This is a genomic window from Proteus sp. STS61-E, assembly GCF_040932335.1.
In the GTDB taxonomy this organism is placed as follows: domain Bacteria; phylum Pseudomonadota; class Gammaproteobacteria; order Enterobacterales; family Enterobacteriaceae; genus Proteus; species Proteus mirabilis_B.
Map to the genome: position 1 here is coordinate 156681 of NZ_JBFQGE010000002.1, position 17783 is coordinate 174463.

The 17783-nt window shown below is 35.3% G+C and carries 22 protein-coding genes and 1 pseudogene; 12 read left to right on the forward strand and 11 right to left on the reverse strand.

Going from position 1 to position 17783, the window contains the following annotated elements; all coding sequences use genetic code 11:
* Window positions 1-50: 50 nt before the first annotated feature.
* The 9 genes from AB4J89_RS06530 to AB4J89_RS06570 form a co-directional block, all read right to left on the reverse strand.
* Window positions 51-1154: an ImmA/IrrE family metallo-endopeptidase gene (locus tag AB4J89_RS06530; RefSeq protein WP_087726623.1), complete on the reverse strand. Its 1104-nt coding sequence runs from the start codon at window positions 1152-1154 to the stop codon at window positions 51-53.
* Window positions 1141-1776 carry a hypothetical protein gene (locus tag AB4J89_RS06535; protein WP_368468631.1) on the reverse strand — a complete coding sequence of 212 codons (636 nt, stop codon included), beginning with the start codon at window positions 1774-1776 and terminating at the stop codon, window positions 1141-1143. Before AB4J89_RS06535 ends, AB4J89_RS06530 begins: the two co-directional genes overlap by 14 nt.
* A 115-nt stretch (window positions 1777-1891) precedes the next feature.
* Window positions 1892-2230, reverse strand: a complete 339-nt coding sequence (locus AB4J89_RS06540) for a hypothetical protein (RefSeq protein ID WP_368468633.1) — start codon at window positions 2228-2230, stop codon at window positions 1892-1894.
* A gap of 20 nt (window positions 2231-2250) precedes the next feature.
* Window positions 2251-3624, reverse strand: a complete 1374-nt coding sequence (locus AB4J89_RS06545) for a replicative DNA helicase (protein WP_368468635.1) — start codon at window positions 3622-3624, stop codon at window positions 2251-2253.
* Window positions 3617-4210 carry an ATP-binding protein gene (locus tag AB4J89_RS06550; protein WP_368468637.1) on the reverse strand — a complete coding sequence of 198 codons (594 nt, stop codon included), beginning with the start codon at window positions 4208-4210 and terminating at the stop codon, window positions 3617-3619. The genes AB4J89_RS06545 and AB4J89_RS06550 overlap by 8 nt, the downstream gene beginning before the upstream one ends.
* Entirely contained in the window at window positions 4203-5054 is an 852-nt protein-coding gene (locus AB4J89_RS06555; protein ID WP_368468639.1) for a helix-turn-helix domain-containing protein, read from the reverse strand. The genes AB4J89_RS06550 and AB4J89_RS06555 overlap by 8 nt, the downstream gene beginning before the upstream one ends.
* A 1-nt stretch (window position 5055) precedes the next feature.
* The gene (locus tag AB4J89_RS06560; protein WP_099659439.1) at window positions 5056-5280 is read right to left on the reverse strand and encodes a hypothetical protein; all 225 of its coding nucleotides are present in this window, start codon (window positions 5278-5280) and stop codon (window positions 5056-5058) included.
* Between the two features lie 12 nt (window positions 5281-5292).
* Window positions 5293-5748, reverse strand: coding sequence for a toxin YdaT family protein (locus AB4J89_RS06565; protein WP_098943543.1), 456 nt, complete (start codon window positions 5746-5748; stop codon window positions 5293-5295).
* A gap of 47 nt (window positions 5749-5795) precedes the next feature.
* Window positions 5796-6041 (reverse strand): YdaS family helix-turn-helix protein, encoded by a 246-nt coding sequence (locus AB4J89_RS06570; protein WP_100159634.1) that lies wholly within the window; start codon window positions 6039-6041, stop codon window positions 5796-5798.
* A gap of 105 nt (window positions 6042-6146) precedes the next feature.
* Here AB4J89_RS06570 and AB4J89_RS06575 point away from each other — a divergent pair, with 105 nt between their 5' ends.
* The 11 genes from AB4J89_RS06575 to AB4J89_RS06625 all read left to right on the forward strand — a co-directional run bounded on the left by AB4J89_RS06575 (window position 6147) and on the right by AB4J89_RS06625 (window position 15910).
* Window positions 6147-6839: a S24 family peptidase gene (locus AB4J89_RS06575; RefSeq protein ID WP_368468642.1), complete on the forward strand. Its 693-nt coding sequence runs from the start codon at window positions 6147-6149 to the stop codon at window positions 6837-6839.
* Between the two features lie 401 nt (window positions 6840-7240).
* Window positions 7241-7573: a hypothetical protein gene (locus AB4J89_RS06580; protein ID WP_368468644.1), complete on the forward strand. Its 333-nt coding sequence runs from the start codon at window positions 7241-7243 to the stop codon at window positions 7571-7573.
* A 12-nt stretch (window positions 7574-7585) separates the two neighbouring features.
* Window positions 7586-9574, forward strand: a complete 1989-nt coding sequence (locus AB4J89_RS06585; protein ID WP_368468646.1) for a hypothetical protein — start codon at window positions 7586-7588, stop codon at window positions 9572-9574.
* Window positions 9574-10074, forward strand: coding sequence for a siphovirus Gp157 family protein (locus AB4J89_RS06590; protein ID WP_368468648.1), 501 nt, complete (start codon window positions 9574-9576; stop codon window positions 10072-10074). The genes AB4J89_RS06585 and AB4J89_RS06590 overlap by 1 nt, the downstream gene beginning before the upstream one ends.
* Window positions 10075-10121: 47 nt before the next feature.
* Entirely contained in the window at window positions 10122-10301 is a 180-nt protein-coding gene (locus AB4J89_RS06595) for a hypothetical protein (protein ID WP_049199463.1), read from the forward strand.
* Between the two features lie 28 nt (window positions 10302-10329).
* The gene (locus AB4J89_RS06600) at window positions 10330-10500 is read left to right on the forward strand and encodes a hypothetical protein (RefSeq protein ID WP_020945461.1); all 171 of its coding nucleotides are present in this window, start codon (window positions 10330-10332) and stop codon (window positions 10498-10500) included.
* A gap of 414 nt (window positions 10501-10914) precedes the next feature.
* Window positions 10915-11127 carry a hypothetical protein gene (locus tag AB4J89_RS06605; protein WP_099659432.1) on the forward strand — a complete coding sequence of 71 codons (213 nt, stop codon included), beginning with the start codon at window positions 10915-10917 and terminating at the stop codon, window positions 11125-11127.
* 1 nt (window position 11128) lies between these two features.
* A complete protein-coding gene (locus AB4J89_RS06610) occupies window positions 11129-12304 on the forward strand; it encodes a tyrosine-type recombinase/integrase (protein ID WP_368468651.1) in 1176 nt (391 codons plus the stop codon).
* A 143-nt stretch (window positions 12305-12447) separates the two neighbouring features.
* Window positions 12448-13581 carry a hypothetical protein gene (locus tag AB4J89_RS06615; RefSeq protein ID WP_368468653.1) on the forward strand — a complete coding sequence of 378 codons (1134 nt, stop codon included), beginning with the start codon at window positions 12448-12450 and terminating at the stop codon, window positions 13579-13581.
* 1088 nt (window positions 13582-14669) lie between these two features.
* Window positions 14670-15188 (forward strand): ClbS/DfsB family four-helix bundle protein, encoded by a 519-nt coding sequence (locus tag AB4J89_RS06620; protein WP_088493232.1) that lies wholly within the window; start codon window positions 14670-14672, stop codon window positions 15186-15188.
* 140 nt (window positions 15189-15328) lie between these two features.
* On the forward strand, window positions 15329-15910 hold the full coding sequence (locus AB4J89_RS06625) for a hypothetical protein (RefSeq protein WP_368468655.1): 582 nt from the start codon (window positions 15329-15331) through the stop codon (window positions 15908-15910).
* A gap of 476 nt (window positions 15911-16386) precedes the next feature.
* Here AB4J89_RS06625 and AB4J89_RS06630 read toward each other — a convergent pair whose 3' ends face one another.
* Complete coding sequence (locus AB4J89_RS06630; RefSeq protein WP_368468657.1) at window positions 16387-16950, reverse strand: RBBP9/YdeN family alpha/beta hydrolase; 564 nt, start codon at window positions 16948-16950, stop codon at window positions 16387-16389.
* Window positions 16951-17163: 213 nt separating this feature from the next.
* Between AB4J89_RS06630 and AB4J89_RS06635 the strand changes: the two are divergent.
* Window positions 17164-17436, forward strand: a pseudogene (locus AB4J89_RS06635) (DUF1543 domain-containing protein); the annotation flags it as partial.
* Window positions 17437-17582: 146 nt separating this feature from the next.
* On the opposite strand, the gene AB4J89_RS06640 reads toward AB4J89_RS06635, so the two are convergent.
* A complete protein-coding gene (locus AB4J89_RS06640) occupies window positions 17583-17762 on the reverse strand; it encodes a hypothetical protein (RefSeq protein ID WP_088493237.1) in 180 nt (59 codons plus the stop codon).
* Between the last annotated feature and the right edge of the window lie 21 nt (window positions 17763-17783).

Genomic DNA, 17783 nt, shown 5'->3' on the forward strand with positions numbered 1-17783 from the left:
GCAAGTGTTTAGGATTGGGTGTTCAGACCAATGGTATGATTATATAGGAATTAGCTAACCGAATAAATAAAAGAAGTTTTATCGCTAATTGGTTTATTAACACAAAACAATTCTCGTACTAACTCTCTTGTAATCCCTGTTTTAACAAGAATGTTATTCCATGATAGGTCGTCTAACATTTCAATACTTCTAGTAAGTAATGTTGGTTCTTCAACTTGGATAGAATTATCTCCAGGCTCAATTGCAGTATATCCTTTTGTATTAAGATACATATATCCTTGTCTTGCTTGGTCTTTTGTAATTAACCCTAAAGCTGAAGCTCTATAAATTATCATTCTTAGGCTTACTCTCCAGCGTAATTTAAACTCAACTAAAGCACTCCAATCTAAATAACGCCCTTTCATTTTAGGAAATTCTTTCATGAAAGAAACTCTTGGAACCATAAAAGCACTAGAAAACTGATTTGCTTGACTCTCAGTTAAGTTATCTCCAGTAATAATTCCATCGTGTAAAACAATATGACCCAATTCATGTCCAATATCGGATCTAAATCGACATACAGAACTTTTAGCATCGTTACGAATTATTATTGGCCTCTTACTATTTACAGTAAAAGCATCAACTCTGTCATCAACATCGGACACATGTGCGATAATAATGCCTAAATTCTCAACGAATTTAACCATAGATGTTATTGGTCCTAAACCAATCCCCCAATAACGACGACAACTCTCAGCTATTCGTTCAATATCATCTAATGTACTCATTGCTCGATCTGAAATATCCGGAATATTTAGTTCAGGATATTCAATTTCATCTTCAAGAGCAGATAATAAAGAACTCAAGATTTCAGCCCTAGCTAATATGCTATTAGTTAAAGTTTTAGTTCTCGATTTTTTACTTCTAAAATGACATTGTTCATCTTCTATTGGGTAGCTACGTTCACTAAATAGAAAATTAGGCAATATATTCAAATGCCTTGCAATCTCATCAGTTAGCTCTTCTGATGGTTTAAATCCTTTCTCTAATTTACTAATATATTGTTTACTTTTACCTAAAGCTGTCGCTAACTCTTCACACGACAACCCCCTCGCCATCCTAGCAAGACGTAACTTATCCCCTCTATAGCCTGATTTAAAATCAAACAGTTCCATCTTTTTTCACAGTTTCATCTGGTGCGTTACGACGTTTAAGTGGTGCATCACTAATGTCAGTCGCTTCAGGTCTCGCTTCTGAATTATCCATTAATGGAACAGAAACTGCGTCATGGTATCTAATCTCACTAATACATGCGCCATATTGATTAATCCCAACTAAAGCTACATCCCACTGAGGATAATCATCCGTATCTTCAATATAGAATGGCTCAGCAAGAACACGCCAAATGAGATCTTCTTCAGCTTCTGAATCATCACCACCAAATAATGTTAATTGTTTAAATTCTGCTTTATTTCGAACTAAACGATGTTTTTTCTTTGGTTCACTAATACAATCCTTTGAAAACTGAATCGGTATATTATTAATTGCAAAGACAAAATCCAGTTTGTCATATACCATTTTTAATTCTGGTATAATGCCTTCTTCTGCAGTATCTTGAATATGATTTTTGACCCACCCATAAGCACGAACACCATTGATCCAATTACAATCTAATTTATGTTCATGTTTAGGCAATTCAGTTAGTACACCAGCAATAGATTTCAATAAATAAGTAACTGGTTTTTCTTCTAAAGAGGGTTGAATATCCCAACAAGGGGCAAGACTTCTATCTTCCATTCGTATTAAATCCTATATTGTGAAATGTCAGATATATATTTTCGCATTTTCGTGTTTTTGTCAACCAAAAAACTTCGGGTATATTAACATTTGACAACCAGTATTCTTAATGTATTTATATACTCAATTTTACCTCATGATATCCTTTGGTTACCCAACATTGTGAATCACCAGACAAACAGCATTGTTGAACAGGTAATTGCTCACCACATCGTTTACACTTCTGCTTAGATAACTTCTCAGCTTGCCTTTTATACTCAGCATCATCTTTACGAATAATCATCTGTAAGTATTCAACAATGTCATAAGGTTCTCGACCAGGCATACGCAATACACAATTACGCTTTAACATTTCCAACTCTTGATTATCTACAAATAATTCAATTTTGGTTACACCTAATTCTTTCTGCCGTTTACGTTGTTCTGATTTACGTTCTGCTACTGTTTTTGCCATTGGTCTCGCCTCTATTTTAACTAAAATGCTTTTTCTGCGTAACGACGGCGTTTATCGCTTTGCTGTGATTGTTGTTGCATTTTGGACACTTCTGACGCTGTAATTTGGTCGGTAGGCAGATAGTGGCCATTCTTAAACTCTTGGTAGACGGTACTGGTTTCTCCATGCCTAAATTTATCAATAATGATCTCAGCATAATTTTTCGCGGGGCTATTTGGGTTATATACGGCCTCCCTATATGTAAATAAAATTAAGTCAGCATCTTGCTCTAAGCTACCAGAGTCGCGTAAATCAGCAGAAACAGGACGGCGTTGATTAATAGGTCTTTTATCAACATCACGAGATAGCTGGCTTAACGCAATAGTTGGCGTGTGTAATCGCTTTGCCAACCCTTTTAAAGATGCAGATATTTTTGCAATCGCTAAATCATTACGTTCCGCTTTAGGTTTTTTAATTAACCCTAAATAATCAACAAAAATACCTTTCAATTTTGGATATTTACGTTTGTGGTTTTCACTGATTGCACATATTTGTTCAATAGTTAGATTACTTGCATCGATGATATGAATATCTCTATCCATTAAATGGCCTAGTGCTGAACTTAAACGCCCCCATCCTTCATCATCCAATCGCCCACTATGTCTCAATGTTGATATTGGCAATTGTGCAGAACCGGCAACTAAACGCTCAGTGATTTGCTGATTAGACATTTCCATCGAGAAGAACAATGCACCGCCTCCATCTCTAGTCATACCCTCAGTCATCGTTAGTGCAAGCTCTGTTTTTCCCATTCCTGGACGACCACCAATAAAAACTAAGTCTGTTGGGTTAAAACCTCCAATTTTGTCATCTAAAGCTTCAATACCACTTTTTATCATTCCAACAGCATCTTCCCCTTTGTTTCTGCGTTCTAAAACATCTACATAGCCTTCAAGTAGTGTATTTAAATGCACAGGAAGTAGGTTCTGATTACCAATTGTCAGCTGGCCAATTTGGGTTGCAAATTGATGAATAAATTCTTCAGCTTGTTCATGATTATTTGCAGTAGTAATGTCATTTTGATACTTGGCGATTAATTGAATTACTTCTCTAACACGATAATAACTATAAACTTTTGAAGCATAGCCTTTTAAATTCGCTGTCCAAATAGGTGTTTTAGATAGCTCAAGTAAATTTGCTAAATCGCCCTTTTCACCTAAAGCGTCAGCAATAAAAAAAGGATCTATTAGAGAGCTTGCTAGTGCTTGTTTTTTAATTTCTTTGTAGACATTACGGAAATATCCAGAGCTAAACGCATCTTCAGGTAATGTAGCTAATACCTCATACGCATCTTGACTAGCACCACCAGCTAACAAACCACTAATCACCGCATATTCTAGTTCTTTCTCATGCATGATGATTGCCTCTGCGATATGTTGGCCAGTTAAATGTTAATACCGTTCCACCCTGTAATAATCTGTCCACGGCTCGTTCACCAAGCATTTCTTGTAGATCAACAACGGGCAAGTTGCTTATCAAAATTGTAGGTAGCAAATCTTCGTAGCGATCATTAATCACCTCAAACAAGATATTACGTTCAGAATCAGTGCCATACTGAACACCAATTTCATCAATAATTAACAAATCAGGTGTGCAATATTTTTCAAGTACATCAAGTTCACTGAATTCTGAATTTCCAGCCCATGTTCTTCGAAAAGCGCGAATGATACGTGAGGCTGTGGTAATAAATACCGTTTCTTGCAATTCTCCGGCAATCTGACGGGCGATTGATACTGCAAGGTGTGTTTTACCAGTTCCGGGTGTTCCACACAGTACAAGCCCCTCTCCTGCGTTTTTTCGGTCACCCCAAGTTTCAACGTACTGCTGACAAATTTTTAAATTATGTTTTGCTGTTGGCGTTGAGGCGACAAATGATTCAAATGTCGCATTAGCAAAGCGAGGTGGAATATTCACCGTAGTTAGTAAATTTTGTTCAGACATTTCCACCTCCCACAAACCAATGCGGATCTTGAGACTGGTAATCTTTTTCGCTAAACCCAGTGTGAGAATTTACTTTTTGAGTTTGTACTACTGGTCTTTCAGGAAACAGTCCCTGCCAACCGTTAGCAATTGAATTGCAAATCACAGCATTGGCATCGGTGCAAAGCGATAATTTTTTTGCTTGTTGCTTGCACATGGTTTCTGTCAGCGGTTTTTTAATTTCTTTCCTGAAGTTAATCCAATCCTGCCAAACCTCATCACTCACATTTGACGGTTTAGATAATTTTGGATCGAATTTATTTTTCGATTTTTTCCCCTCGAGTAATTCTTGTGGATCATGTTTTGAATTTACTTGTGGATCATGTTTTGAATTTACTTGTGGATCGCCTCCAGATTCTGGAGGGTGAAAACCCCCTTGAACGCCAGATTCTGGAGGGTCAAACCGTATATTTTTATCGTTTTCTGTACGGTCAGAATCTGAACGGTCAGAATCTGGACGGTGAGAATTTGATAGTTTTTCACGCTGTTTTCTTAATTTTGCATTTTCTTCTAATGCAATTTTTTCTAATTTATCGACATTTAAAAAATATAAATTTGAAGCATTACGATTGCCATTTCTACGTTGCTTTTTAACTAACCAACCATCACGCTCAAGTTCATTACACGCATTACGAATTGTGCTAATTCCTGCACCAATTTGACGGCTGATAGTTTCAACACTGGGATAAGCGATCCCTTCATCGCTTGAGTAATCAGCTAGTCGTACCATGATCATTAATTTGGTACCCTTAACACCTGAAACAGCACATGCATCCCATACATAGCCCGTTAATTTATTACTCACGTTACACCCCCAGTGATTTAGCTATGGAGCGACATGCGCTTTGATACTGTGCAGGCGTTAAATTCTTCGACAGTAATTTTTGTTTTTGCTTCTCATACTGCTCCCAAACTAACAACGCAATAACACGCCTACTCTCAAAAATATCTTCAATTTCTGAAATATGAGCAGGTTTATCATTCAGCATAAAACCATTACGGTATGTAATTTTTTCAGTTGATCTAATCATTGGTCTTGCCTCTTAATGCACGCTGGTCGGGCGTGATATCTCATTTAATGCACGTACTACATTGTTTATTTGGTGTGACATGTCACGACCTTCTAATAAAATTTCTGTCATAGCATCAGCAAAACGCTGAATGGCCACTGTTGCTAAATAATTTTTGGTGTCTCCACGAACTCTAGCCAGTCTCGACGCCGGTAGTGCCATTTCAATCGCAGGCATTAGCTCAGCTATTTTTCTTTGAGATGCACGAGAATCACCACGTAACCAACGAAAAATTTGTTGCCGGTTGTTGTTGATTGCTTTCCAATCAGCCCTGCCAGTTTGATCCTCAATTACATGTAATCGACCATTTTCTTGATTAATCACTAATCGTAAGTAAGCTCGACTAATCTCAATAGCGACATGCTCTTGTCCTTGTTCTACTGCCCAGTCCTCAATTTCAGCTCTGATAATATTGATATCAAAATTCATTTTTGCGTCTCCTGTCGCTAAAAAATTGATTATGCATAATCAGTTTTTTAATTTGATACCTGTAATACTGATGATGATTTAGGAAGCCCATCAAACTGATTAGGATAAATTTCTGGCGCAACCTCATGAGGTGTTACTTGCCAATTTAAGCATTCACACAGGCTTAAAACCTTTAGAGCAGGAACGCCATTTTTGAACCATAAATGCACTGTTTGAGGCTTCGTATTTAATCGTCTAGCAATCTCTGATTGGCTCGCTAGATTGATAATTTTGTTTTTTATACAAGGTGTCATTGTTTTCTCCTTTTTGAATTACAAGTTAATCTTACAATCAAACACACAATAATATCAAGTTTTTCTTGAAGTGATCCCTACAAGGAAAGCTTGTAATATAATTTTATGAAAAAGAATCCGAATGAAGTATCAGCTACACGTATTAGCCAAATACTAACCGAGCGAAACTGGTCTCAATCAGAATTAGCTCGTAGGCTCGGTGTTAGCCCTCAATCAGTGCAATTTTGGGTGAGCGGTAAAACAGCACCTAGGGGTAATAATTTAACAGCATTGTCTAGTCTCTCAGGATATCCAGAACATTGGTTTTTTATGAGTGATGTTTCAACTGAAGTAATGAATAAGCCAGTTGTCCGTAAGAGTGATTCTTATCTTGTTGAACTACTTGATATAGAAGCAAGCGCAGGCCCTGGCATTATTAATAAAAGTGAATTTATTGAAACAATTAGAGCTATTGAATATACATCTGATGAAGCACTCCGTTTATTTGGCAACAGACCTAGTGCTAATATAAAAATGATCACCGTGGTTGGTGATAGTATGCAAAATACTATTGAACCAGGAGACCAGGTTTTCATAGATGTTCACATAGATTATTTTGATGGTGATGGTATTTACGTTTTCATTTTTGGTCAAACATTGCACATTAAAAGACTTCAAATGATAAAGAATAAATTAACCGTTATCTCTGATAATCCCAATTACCGAGATTGGGATATTGATAAAGAAGATGAAGACCAATTCTTCATTTTTGGTAAAATCCTCCTCAGTCAATCTAGAACATACAAGCGTTACGCTTAAAATCCTTTCATAAAATTCAAACTAAATTACAGGGGCTTAATAGCTCTTGTAATTTTTTACACGCACAATTACAAGAATTATTTGTAAAATAGACTTGCAATATTCAATTTTAACTTGTAGATTTACTAACAACAAAAACAACACAGCAAGTGTTTAGGTAAGTGTTCAGAGCTTCTTATTCAGCACTAGGGAATATTTCAGACCAAAGCTACAAAGACATGACCATGACGGCTCGGAAAGACGAGCAATAAGTTAAAGACGTAAAAAAACCCACCGAAGTGGGTTCCTTTACCTCGGGTCGCCGACCAAAGCTAACCGAGAGTTCTACTAGCGCGACCAAACGCTAGAAGAGGCAAGACCAATGATAAATCACTGATCGCCGTTATTTTAAAGGAGTTGCTATGAAAGCACAACCTGAAAGCCTAACAGTCACACTCTATATTCATGCTCAAAAACAGTTCGATGGTTCTTATCAATATAACGCCTACGCATTTAAAGCCGATCCCAATGCGGGGCTAGGTTTCGTTATTGCAGAACACACTGTTGATGTTCCTTTTAAAGAGCCAACTCAAACTGATCTCGTTCACGCTGAAATTGATTTTCTACGTAATGAACAAGAAAAAATTCTTGCTAATGCTCAAGTGAAATCAAGCTTGTTAGAAGATCAAATCCAAATGCTTCTCTGCTTGGAAGGCAAACCCATTTCGAAAACTGACGAAGAAATCCCTTACTAAGAGGCAAGACCAATGAAAACTTTTATCTGTGTATTTGAGCCTACGACCGAGGCTCGTACAAATAACGGAGCTGTACCGCTGGCCATAGCATTAAGCACTGCTAATGCAAAGCTGGCAACAGCAACTGCAGTAGTAAAGTTGTCTGAAGCATATCCAGAAGCAATGGATAACTTTAATACTGATGAGCCATTAATTAGTGAACATCTTGACGGTTCTGTATGCCCTACTTTAGATGCTTTCGATGAAAAATTTGCTGTTGAAAATGAGTATGACGGTACTCAATGGAAACCTATCGAATATAGAGAATTTAAAAAGCTGGCCACAAAACCTCGTATTGCCAGCCTGCTGTTATTTGGGAAGACTCAAATAACAAACAAAGAGTTCTCTTTTACATTGAAATATCTTGCTGGCACAGAAGATCCCAAAATTCGTAATATCGCCACAGGCCTTGCTGAAATAACAAAACTTTCTTTGATGGATGCTGAGCAAACGCTGGAAATAGCACAGGCTATCTATGAGTTTGCTAATGAAGATGTCACCGTTGAAGAAGCTAAGTCATTAGGTGAAAGTTGGCTAACAGAAGAACCAGAACAACCAGAACAACCACAAGAAGAAACATCTTCTATCAAGCGTAACTATTCAACCATAGATACTGAAATCGCCTTAGCACTGTTAGATGACTTTGACCCTAATAATGTCCTCGCATCTCAAGTAAAGAAGGCCAAAGAACTAATAGATGATGACAACAAAGCATGGAAACTCTGGTCAATGGATTTACGCACAACAGCTGGCATCTTAGATATACCTCGTGAAAAGATTTTCGCGTTAATAACTGAAAGCAAAAAACAGCCTGAGCTATTAGATAACCCCAATGCACGAAAAGAACTTATTGATCTGCATTTAGGTATTAACAAGCCTGCTGGCAACGCTGAAAAAGAAGAAATTACTACTAAGTTAAATCAAACAGATAATGCATCTTTAGTATCCAAAGAAAATACAGTTGAGAAAGAAACCAAGCCTAAGCGCTCACGTAAGAAACAAGAAGAAACCCCAAAAGCAGAGGTTTCTCCAGTGATCGAACAAACTGAAGAACCCGAAGAGCCTAAAGAGTCTGAGACACCATCAGTACAACACGATAATTTTGAGCAACGAGCTAGTGTGCTTGATGAAGTTCTTAACTTAGGTGATGCAAATAATCTTAATATTTGGAAGCGTGTACAACGTACAGACCCTCGCTTTACTAAGCCGTTAGAAGGTATGGGATTTGTAGGAACTAGCATAAACAGCAATTACATGATTATGCGCGCTACTGAAATATTTGGTCCTATCGGTGAAGGATGGAGTTACGAAGTTATCGAAGAAAAGCTTGTACCAGGAAACCCAATAACTGAACGAGTATTTGACGAAAACAACAAACAAATTGGTGTTCGCTTTCTACGCGATGGTGATGGTTCTCTAAAGTATGAAGAAAATCACTCTATCAAAATTAAATTCTGGTACATAACCGAAAAAGGTAAGAAAGCTGAATTTGAAAGTTATGGAGCTACCCCTTACAGATATATGACAACTAGGGGAATGAAATCAGATCCTGAAGCTATTAAGAAATCACTTACTGATGCAATCAAAAAAGCCCTATCGATGCTTGGCTTTAGCTCTGATGTTTTTATGGGTATGCATGATAACCCTGAATATTTAGCAAGCAACAAACTTGAATTTGAGATTAAAAATGCAAGTGAGAAAGCTGAAGATATTACTCGCATTCGCAAAGAATTAGACGAGAAATTTACTAAACATACGGAAGTTATGCGTAGTGCTGTTACTGAGAATGAATTGCGAGGCATTGCATCCACATTAACGCGCGAAATTTCTGCACATATCAAATCAGCACAAGAACGTCGTGACAACGATTACGAGAAATATTTATCCGGCCGTTTACGTCGATTAAACCAAATCGAAAAAGAGTGTTTAGACCAACTGAAACAGAAAGAAGAGGCAATCTAATGACCAAAACTACTGCTATCGCACTGGCGACCAATTATGAAAAATTGCAACAATTAGTCGAAAAAGGAGAATTTTCTCCTGAAGATATTGCAGACACCCTAGAAGGTATTGAAGGAGAATTAGGCGATAAATTGGATGCAATTATGCATCACGTTCGCAATATCGAAGGTCAAGCTAAAACACTTGATGAGGAATCTAAACGTTTATCTGATCGTAAAAAATCATTCGAAAACCAAGCTAAAAACCTAAAGAAATATGCTCTTAACTGCTTATTAGCTTCAGGATTAGATAAATTAAAAACAACAAAAAATACATTCACTGCTAGAGCTGGTGTTGTTCGAGTCATTATTGACAATGAGGCTTTGTTGCCGGATGAGTTGGTTGATGTTCAAACCATCACTGCACCTGATAAAAAAGGCATCAAAGAAGCGATTGAAAACGGAATTGAAATACCTGGTGCTCACTTAGAAGTTGGTGACCGATCATTAATGGTTCGTTAATTCATAATAGCGCCCTTTATTGGGCGCATTATCAGGAGATAAACGTTATGGCCATGAAGTTAGAAGTTGTCATCACTCATGATGAAACAACAAATAAATGCAGTATCGAATGGTCTACGGCATCAACAAAAAATGTCACAGAGCAAGAACAGCAAGCCCTTTCATCGATGCAAAAAGCGTTATTGCTACAACTGGGGCATCCTATAAATACAGCTATCATTCATTAGCGTGACATGTCACGAAGAGGCAAGACCAATGCTAAGACACTCTCAACAAAAAGACCAAGCCGTAAAGATCACATTACCTGATGGTACACATGGCTTTGTTTCAACAGATAGACGTTGCCATGTTTCATACGATTTTCCAGCGCACGTCAAAATTGAACTTCAGCCTACTCCCGCTGAGCAACAAAGGAGTGAACAGTAATGTATGGTTTATTCCTTTTGGTATGTAGTTCGATGATTTGTCAGTTCGAACCCTATGGTTACATTTACTCCGATGAACAAAATTGTTTAATTGATAAGGAATTACTCGCGACCAAAGGGAAAATAGCAGAGTGCTATCCAGTGGAGGGAATTATTCGAGTAAAAAGTTGATTAAGCATAATCAGTTTTTACTTTTCGTTATTATTAGCATGGTGGTTTATTCAAGACCAATGAGTGACCACCATGAAATTATTAACACCTTGGGAACCAGGGAACCAATTATTAACAAGTTTTGATATTAAATTAGGTCGGTTAGCGTTCAGTGTAAGAAATAGACCATGCACTGACGCTGAAATCAAACACTCCTGTGATACAGCAGACCGACTTATTTTATTGATGATGAGGCAAGACCAAAATGAGCGGAAAACTGATGAAAGCTAGTGCGTGGGCTAAACGAGAATTTGAAATAGGTTCTATTCCAGATAATAGAACCATAAAAAAATGGGTAGAGACTGGCATATTAAAAGGTAAAGTCGTTGATTGTTCTGTTTGGGTATATTCATCAGAACGTTGGGGTATAGAGTCCGTTATTTCTTCATGTGTTGATGAGTTAATAAGGGCTTCTTGATATGGCCAGTAGACCAAGAAGAAAGGAATTTAGGCATTTACCTGACTTTCTATATTACGATTCATCTAAAAAACAATATCGCTTAACGCTAACTAACGGTATTCGCAAATGTATTGGTGCTGATAAAGCAAAAGCTATCGCAATAGCCAGAGAATACAACAATATTATGCGACCAGAAAAATGTGTTTCTGTTAACTCATTAATTATTGACTCGGGAGGGCAATATGGTGAAGCCCTTCCCTTCTCTGAGCATTTAGACAAATTGTTTTCTCGGATCATCAATGATGAACAACCATCTAAAAGCACGTTAAATGACTGGACTAACGACCTAGAAAGAGTGAAATACTTTTTTAAGGATATTCCATCAAATGAAATATCTTTGGAACACGTTAATGGATTTATTAATGAATATCATGCTGAAGCTTCTGCCAATGTACAAAATCGAAAAGTAGGTTTTTTAAAGAAGATTTTCAGTTATGCGATAGATGAATCTCTTATGTTCGATAATCCAGCAGAACGTAAGAAAATGAAAAGAGTCGATGGCAAAAAACGGAGAAGATTATCTTATGAGGATTTTCTTAAAATTCGAGCATCTGCAGAACCTTGGTTAAGAACAGCAATGGATCTCGCATTACAGACAACGCAAGCAAGGCTTGAGGTATCACGAATAAAATATAATATCAAAGCACCTAAAGAAGGAATATGTGGGTGTGTTTGGTATGAAGAGCCTAAAAATGGGATATATGGAATGATCTATATCCATAGGCAGAAAGTACAGTATAAAGAAGCTTCTCACGTTGCTATTCCCATAGGAAAGGCATTAAAAGAAATCATCGATAATAGCCGTGACAATGTGGCAAGCCCCTATATTGTGCATAGATTACCTACTCGTATCCCAAATAAGGTAAGTAAAGAAGTTAATCATCCAACACAAGTTGCACCTGATTACCTTAGCCGTGCATTTTCAGCGTTACGTGATCAAGTGGGCGTTGCCAGTCATTTGCCTTTAGATGAAAGACCTACTTTTCATGAAATAAGAGCATTAGCGGCCTTTATGTTTAAACAACGCGGTTTTGATCCACAAGCTCGAATGGCCCATAGTGATGCCGAGTCGACAAAGATTTATACAGAAAACCATGTACAATGGGTTGAAGTGCCACATTGTGAGATTGCTTGAATTTTATTAGCTCAGATTTGATAGACTACTATATGCTGTGAATTCAATTAATCAATAGAAATCTGTATATATTCCAGCCAATTAACTTTCAAGTGGTTAACCAAAACTATCACCATGCAATAATTGATCACAAGGACAAGGAAATGACGGTAATAGCGAGTTACGATATTTATGGATGTAAAGTCCTTCTTGCAGATACATTGATAACATCTCAACAAGAAAATGAAAGCACACTAGTCCTGCCCACTCTAGGAGAAAGGAGTTCCACTATAGCTGACAGCAATGCTTATATTGCTGGTAACTTGCAAAAAATACAAATTTTGTCTGATTATTGTGCAATTGCATATGCAGGCAAAGTTTCTTTGGCTCATCAATTTATTACAGCCTTAAGCGAGATATTGAAAGAAAGAACTTTATCAATTAGTGACATAGAAAACACTTATACAAATATTGATAAAAATAATGAACTAGCTATTATTTATTTATACAATATAGGTGATGAGAAAATAATCTCAGGTGGGCTTAACTGTAAAAATACTATTTCAGATACTTTAGGTAAAGTTATATACCAAGGTAGTGGAGGTCAAGCTATTACTGACTACATAAGATGGTTAGATAATAATCCCAATATGCACCAACAACCTTCAGATGATGAACTTGTTGCACATTCGGTATGTGTTGCCATACAACAAATCGCTCAATTAAAATTGGCTGAAATAAGTAGCAATAATAACCCAGAAAGCATAAAGGATCTATTTGGGTCAGGTTACGAAATTGTTAGTTTTTACGATGGAAAGTTTAATAAAATCGACCTCACATATGCATTTATTGAATTAACCCATAATCCTATAACTAGCTATGTTAATATAAATGATCCATATTTAATATTGTCAAATTATATGGAAGATGGTTTCTTAATTCACGAACGTTACCAGATAGATAATTATGACTACTTAAGGAACATTAATTCCGTTGAATATCATTACAACCAAATTATAACTCCATCACTATTGAATATTAATAAAACCATTCAGAATACCACCCAAAAAAACAAACTAAATCAGTTGAATTTCTGTTGTTTTATATTTCACGACAACTTTAAATACGGTTATGAAATGTGTCAATTGATTATTATGAGGTCTGACGCCCCTCCTATTCGCATTAAAAAACGTAAAGAAGGAAACCTATATCAGGTATATTATACTGAACAGACTAAAGATCGACTTATTAAGTTTGTCGAGAAAAATTACGTGAAAGCCAAGGTGCCGACAATATAAATATGGAAAGTTGGAGACAGATAAAAAATCTGCCTCCTCTTTAATTTTCTGACAGGTGTTAAATATTTTTTATAGAATCTGCAATACCGTATAAAACTCTTTCTTGGTAGTTAATTATAATCTTTCCGTTTTTAACAAAGTTTGTATCACTCAGAACAAGCATCCTTATTTAGTCATGTTCTACTTACGAGACCTGTTAGCTCAAACCTGAGCTAACAGGTATAAATATAGTGGTAAAACTCCCTTTAACCCATTGATTCTTATAATGCATATTTTGTATATCTAGCACTGTATGTAATTACATATAAATTTATTATTTGTATTTATAATCAAAGTGTTAGATAACTTAAAATCGGTTTCATGGGGTGTCGGGGGTCGTAGGTTCAAATCCTATCATGCCGACCAAAATTCTTTAGAAAAACCAACCTCTTACGGTTGGTTTTTTTATGTCTAAAATTTGCTTGGTGTAAAACTGGTGTAAAACCCCCATCAGATTTACCCTAGTTAAAGCTCAATTCTCGCCCTGTTTCTATACTATAATTTTTGCTTAAGTTATTAACTAATCATGTAAAAAAAATCTTGTAGGCTAACTAAAAAAGATAAATTAAACGATAGATATGATTACTTAAGAAAGAAACAAGAAATGCTTGATGCATGATATGAGAAGCTTTCCTTGATTAAAGAAGAGTAAAATCTTTTTATTATGTTAATCAATCTCATAAGTTCCATAAAATGGAATAGGCGACAATATGAAAAAATGATACACATACTTAGCATTATTATATTAGCCACGTTTTTGAATGGCTGTATATTCTTCTCGTTGGATGAATCAGATACTCTTTCATATTAAACAAGTGAGTTAGTTAACAAAAACTGCTCCACAGTCGCGGAGCTCTGATAAAATTAAGTATGGTAAAGAATAAATCGCCCACTATTTAAAAATAGAGATCCAATTATATTCAAAAATCAACGCTTATACTGTTTATAAAAGAGTCTTTCCCATATTGTGGTCGATAGTAAATAATTAATTTGTTTTCAAACACGACACAACCTTTATGGTTATCTATTTTAATGAGATGGAATTCCTTATGAGCGTACCACAAACAAAAGTTGAATTACTTTTAGCTATTGATAAAAATTTCAATAAATTAATGAGTTATTTAAATGCAATCCCAGCAGAAATGACATCTGAACACTCAATGGATGGGCACGCCAAAGGAACAGAGATGAGTGTTCATAATCTTGTTTCTTATTTGCTCGGGTGGAATGCGCTTGTTGTAAAATGGATCACTTCTGATGCCAAAGGCCTACCTGTCGATTTTCCAGATACGGGTTATAAGTGGAACCAACTTGGCCTTCTTGCTCAAAAATTTTACTCGGATTACAGAGAGCTAAATTATGACTCGCTAGTAGCTGAACTTCAGACTGTAAAAAATGAAATTGTGAAACTTATTAATGAACGAACGGATGATATTTTGTATGGCAAACCATGGTACACAAAATGGACAATGGGTCGGATGATATCATTTAACACATCTTCACCTTATGCTAACGCTAATGGAAGATTAAGAAAGTGGGCTAAAAATAATAATATCAATTTAAAGTAAGTATCAGCCTCAAAGTACATTCAGTATTTGAAAACACAGTAGTGTCGATGTCCGATGGAGCCGAGCGCATTGTACAATCACTCGGTTATCAAACTCTAATGTCTAATTGATATCTTGTTGTTTTTATAATGGATAGGAATATGAACGACAAACAAGAAAACAAAAAGTTGTTAACATTTATATCTCCTTTATTATCTTTGGTAGCCTCGCTCTATCTCAGCGTATCTACATTTGGCTATGATAATATTATCTGGTTAGCTACTTCTTCTGCTATTTTTTTTATCAGCATTGTCGTGTTGGTATCTTCTTTAGAAATTTCTATAAGAGTTATTTGTTTTAAACAACTGTCATTTTTATATACTGATAAGTTTGTTATTTTAATCTTTACTTTAATGAGTTTTATAGCAACCGCTATCGTGCTGATAATGTTATCCCTCGAAAATGAAATACCTGCTAATTTTTTTAACAGCCTGGAGTTTGTTGCTTTACTTATCGCTTATTTCAGTTTTCTCTTAATATCTATTTTCGTTTCTTACATATATTGCATGGTTAAGAGTGATAAAAAATTCTTTTTATTTTTTCTATTTATTTCATTAATAATGATGATCTTTAAAGAGAGTGATGCTAATTTTTTAATATTTTATTTACTTATTTCCTTCATTATATTTCTTGGAGGAATAACTATTATTACGATAAGGAAATTTTTTTCTAATTATGATTAAATTGTGGTTATTCAACAAGCTATCATTCGATTAAAGTTATTTTTTTCATATTATATAAAAATACGTTAACATTATCTTGAAAAGGTATTAATCCTATATAATAAATATATAAATTATCAGAAACTGTTAGAGGATTGAACATTAAACGAATAAATATCATTTAAATGGAGCATACGGTGAAAATAGCGAAAATTTTTTTTATCATTGCTGTAGTTAGCTTACTGCTTATGCTTGTTACTTTTTACCTAAATCCTATTTTTGTATCTGAAATAGATTGGATACCTGGAGTACATGTTCTTATCTTTTTCGCCTCATTTATTTTTTCACTACTAATAAGTATATTAGCTATCACAATAGCTTCTATAAAAAACAAATCGAAAAATAAATTAAAATAATTATTTTAAATTTGAAAATCCCTTACGTTAACGAAAGCTAACCTCGCTAGTGCGAGGTTTTAAATTTATAAACTATATCTATTAAAGCATATTTTTAAATACATCAAGCATTATTGGTAATTCAGTATATCCTTCTCTATCAAGAAAGTGCCCTGCATTATCTTCAATGATAATTTCAGTTTGTAGGCTATTAGCCAAATCTTTAGAAGCTTGGGGATCTACAACCCAGTCATTAGATGAAATTATCGATACTCTTTTATCTGATGCCTTAATCAACTTGTTATAATCTAATTGCTCATAAATATGAGAATTTAATTCGGGCAAGGTATCCTGCTTACGGTCAAAACCAGAAACTAAAATATATCCACCGATTCTTACATTCTCAGAGGCTTGCTCAGAAAGAAAACGTAAAAGCGTGATACAACCAAGGCTATGCCCAATAAGAATGGTATCTTTATCGAGTTTGATATTTGCATCAATAAGCTGTTGTTGCCACCTTTTAGGTTCTGGTGAATTAGATTCGGGCATAGCTGGAACAGCAACATCACATCCTAAAGCTTCAAGCTTTTCTTTTAACCATGGAAACCAGTTATCTTCCGGAGATGCCGTATATCCATGAATAATAAAAACTCTTTTACCTTTCACAATCACCTCTAAATACAAATAGGTTATCAATATAAAAATTATAATGAACACAAGTATCAAAAAAATCTGCTAAAGCGAGGTTTGTTTAAATTCAGCGTACTTATATCCCCACCCATATAGGGCGAGAGTTTACGGCGATTTTCGCTAAATGGACAGTTCATTTAGGTGAGATAACTGTTAATGATGAAAAAATAGTGATCACACCATTAGAATAATGTGGGAGGCTATCATCCATCAAATCTAGCTGAACTGCATGAGTTTGATTTATTTGTTGCTAAATCAGCAAATGAAGCTAAAGAGAGAACTATTGCAACACTTTTAGTAAATAGTCAGCAACAACATAAAGACAATCTGAAAGATGTTGATGATTGCGTTTTATTGAGCAAAATCGGTGATTTATACATTCATCTAATACCAAATAATTCAGGTGAACATTTCAAACCGTTATGGCAAGGTTATCAACCTATTGGTATTGAAAAGATTTAATAATAAATTTTGCTGCGCTGTTATTTTTCAGCGCGGTAAATTGTATTAGTTACGCAATCATCAATTTATTTCTAAATATATATCAGTTTAAACCACATTGATATTTTTGTTTAAAATGACTTTATCGTATTTGCTTTTTATTTTTATTATTTAAAATTCATTAATTTTTTAAAATAAAAACCTTTCTTAGTTTTTGGGAATTTATTCCCATAATATATTTTGCGCTCGTAATCTCGACCAGCATAGTGATTATCACCATAAAATTGACCATATAATGCAGTTTTAGGACACACTTCATCAGAAAAAAATCTATGATTATTATCCACTTCAATTTTCCTTATTTAAAT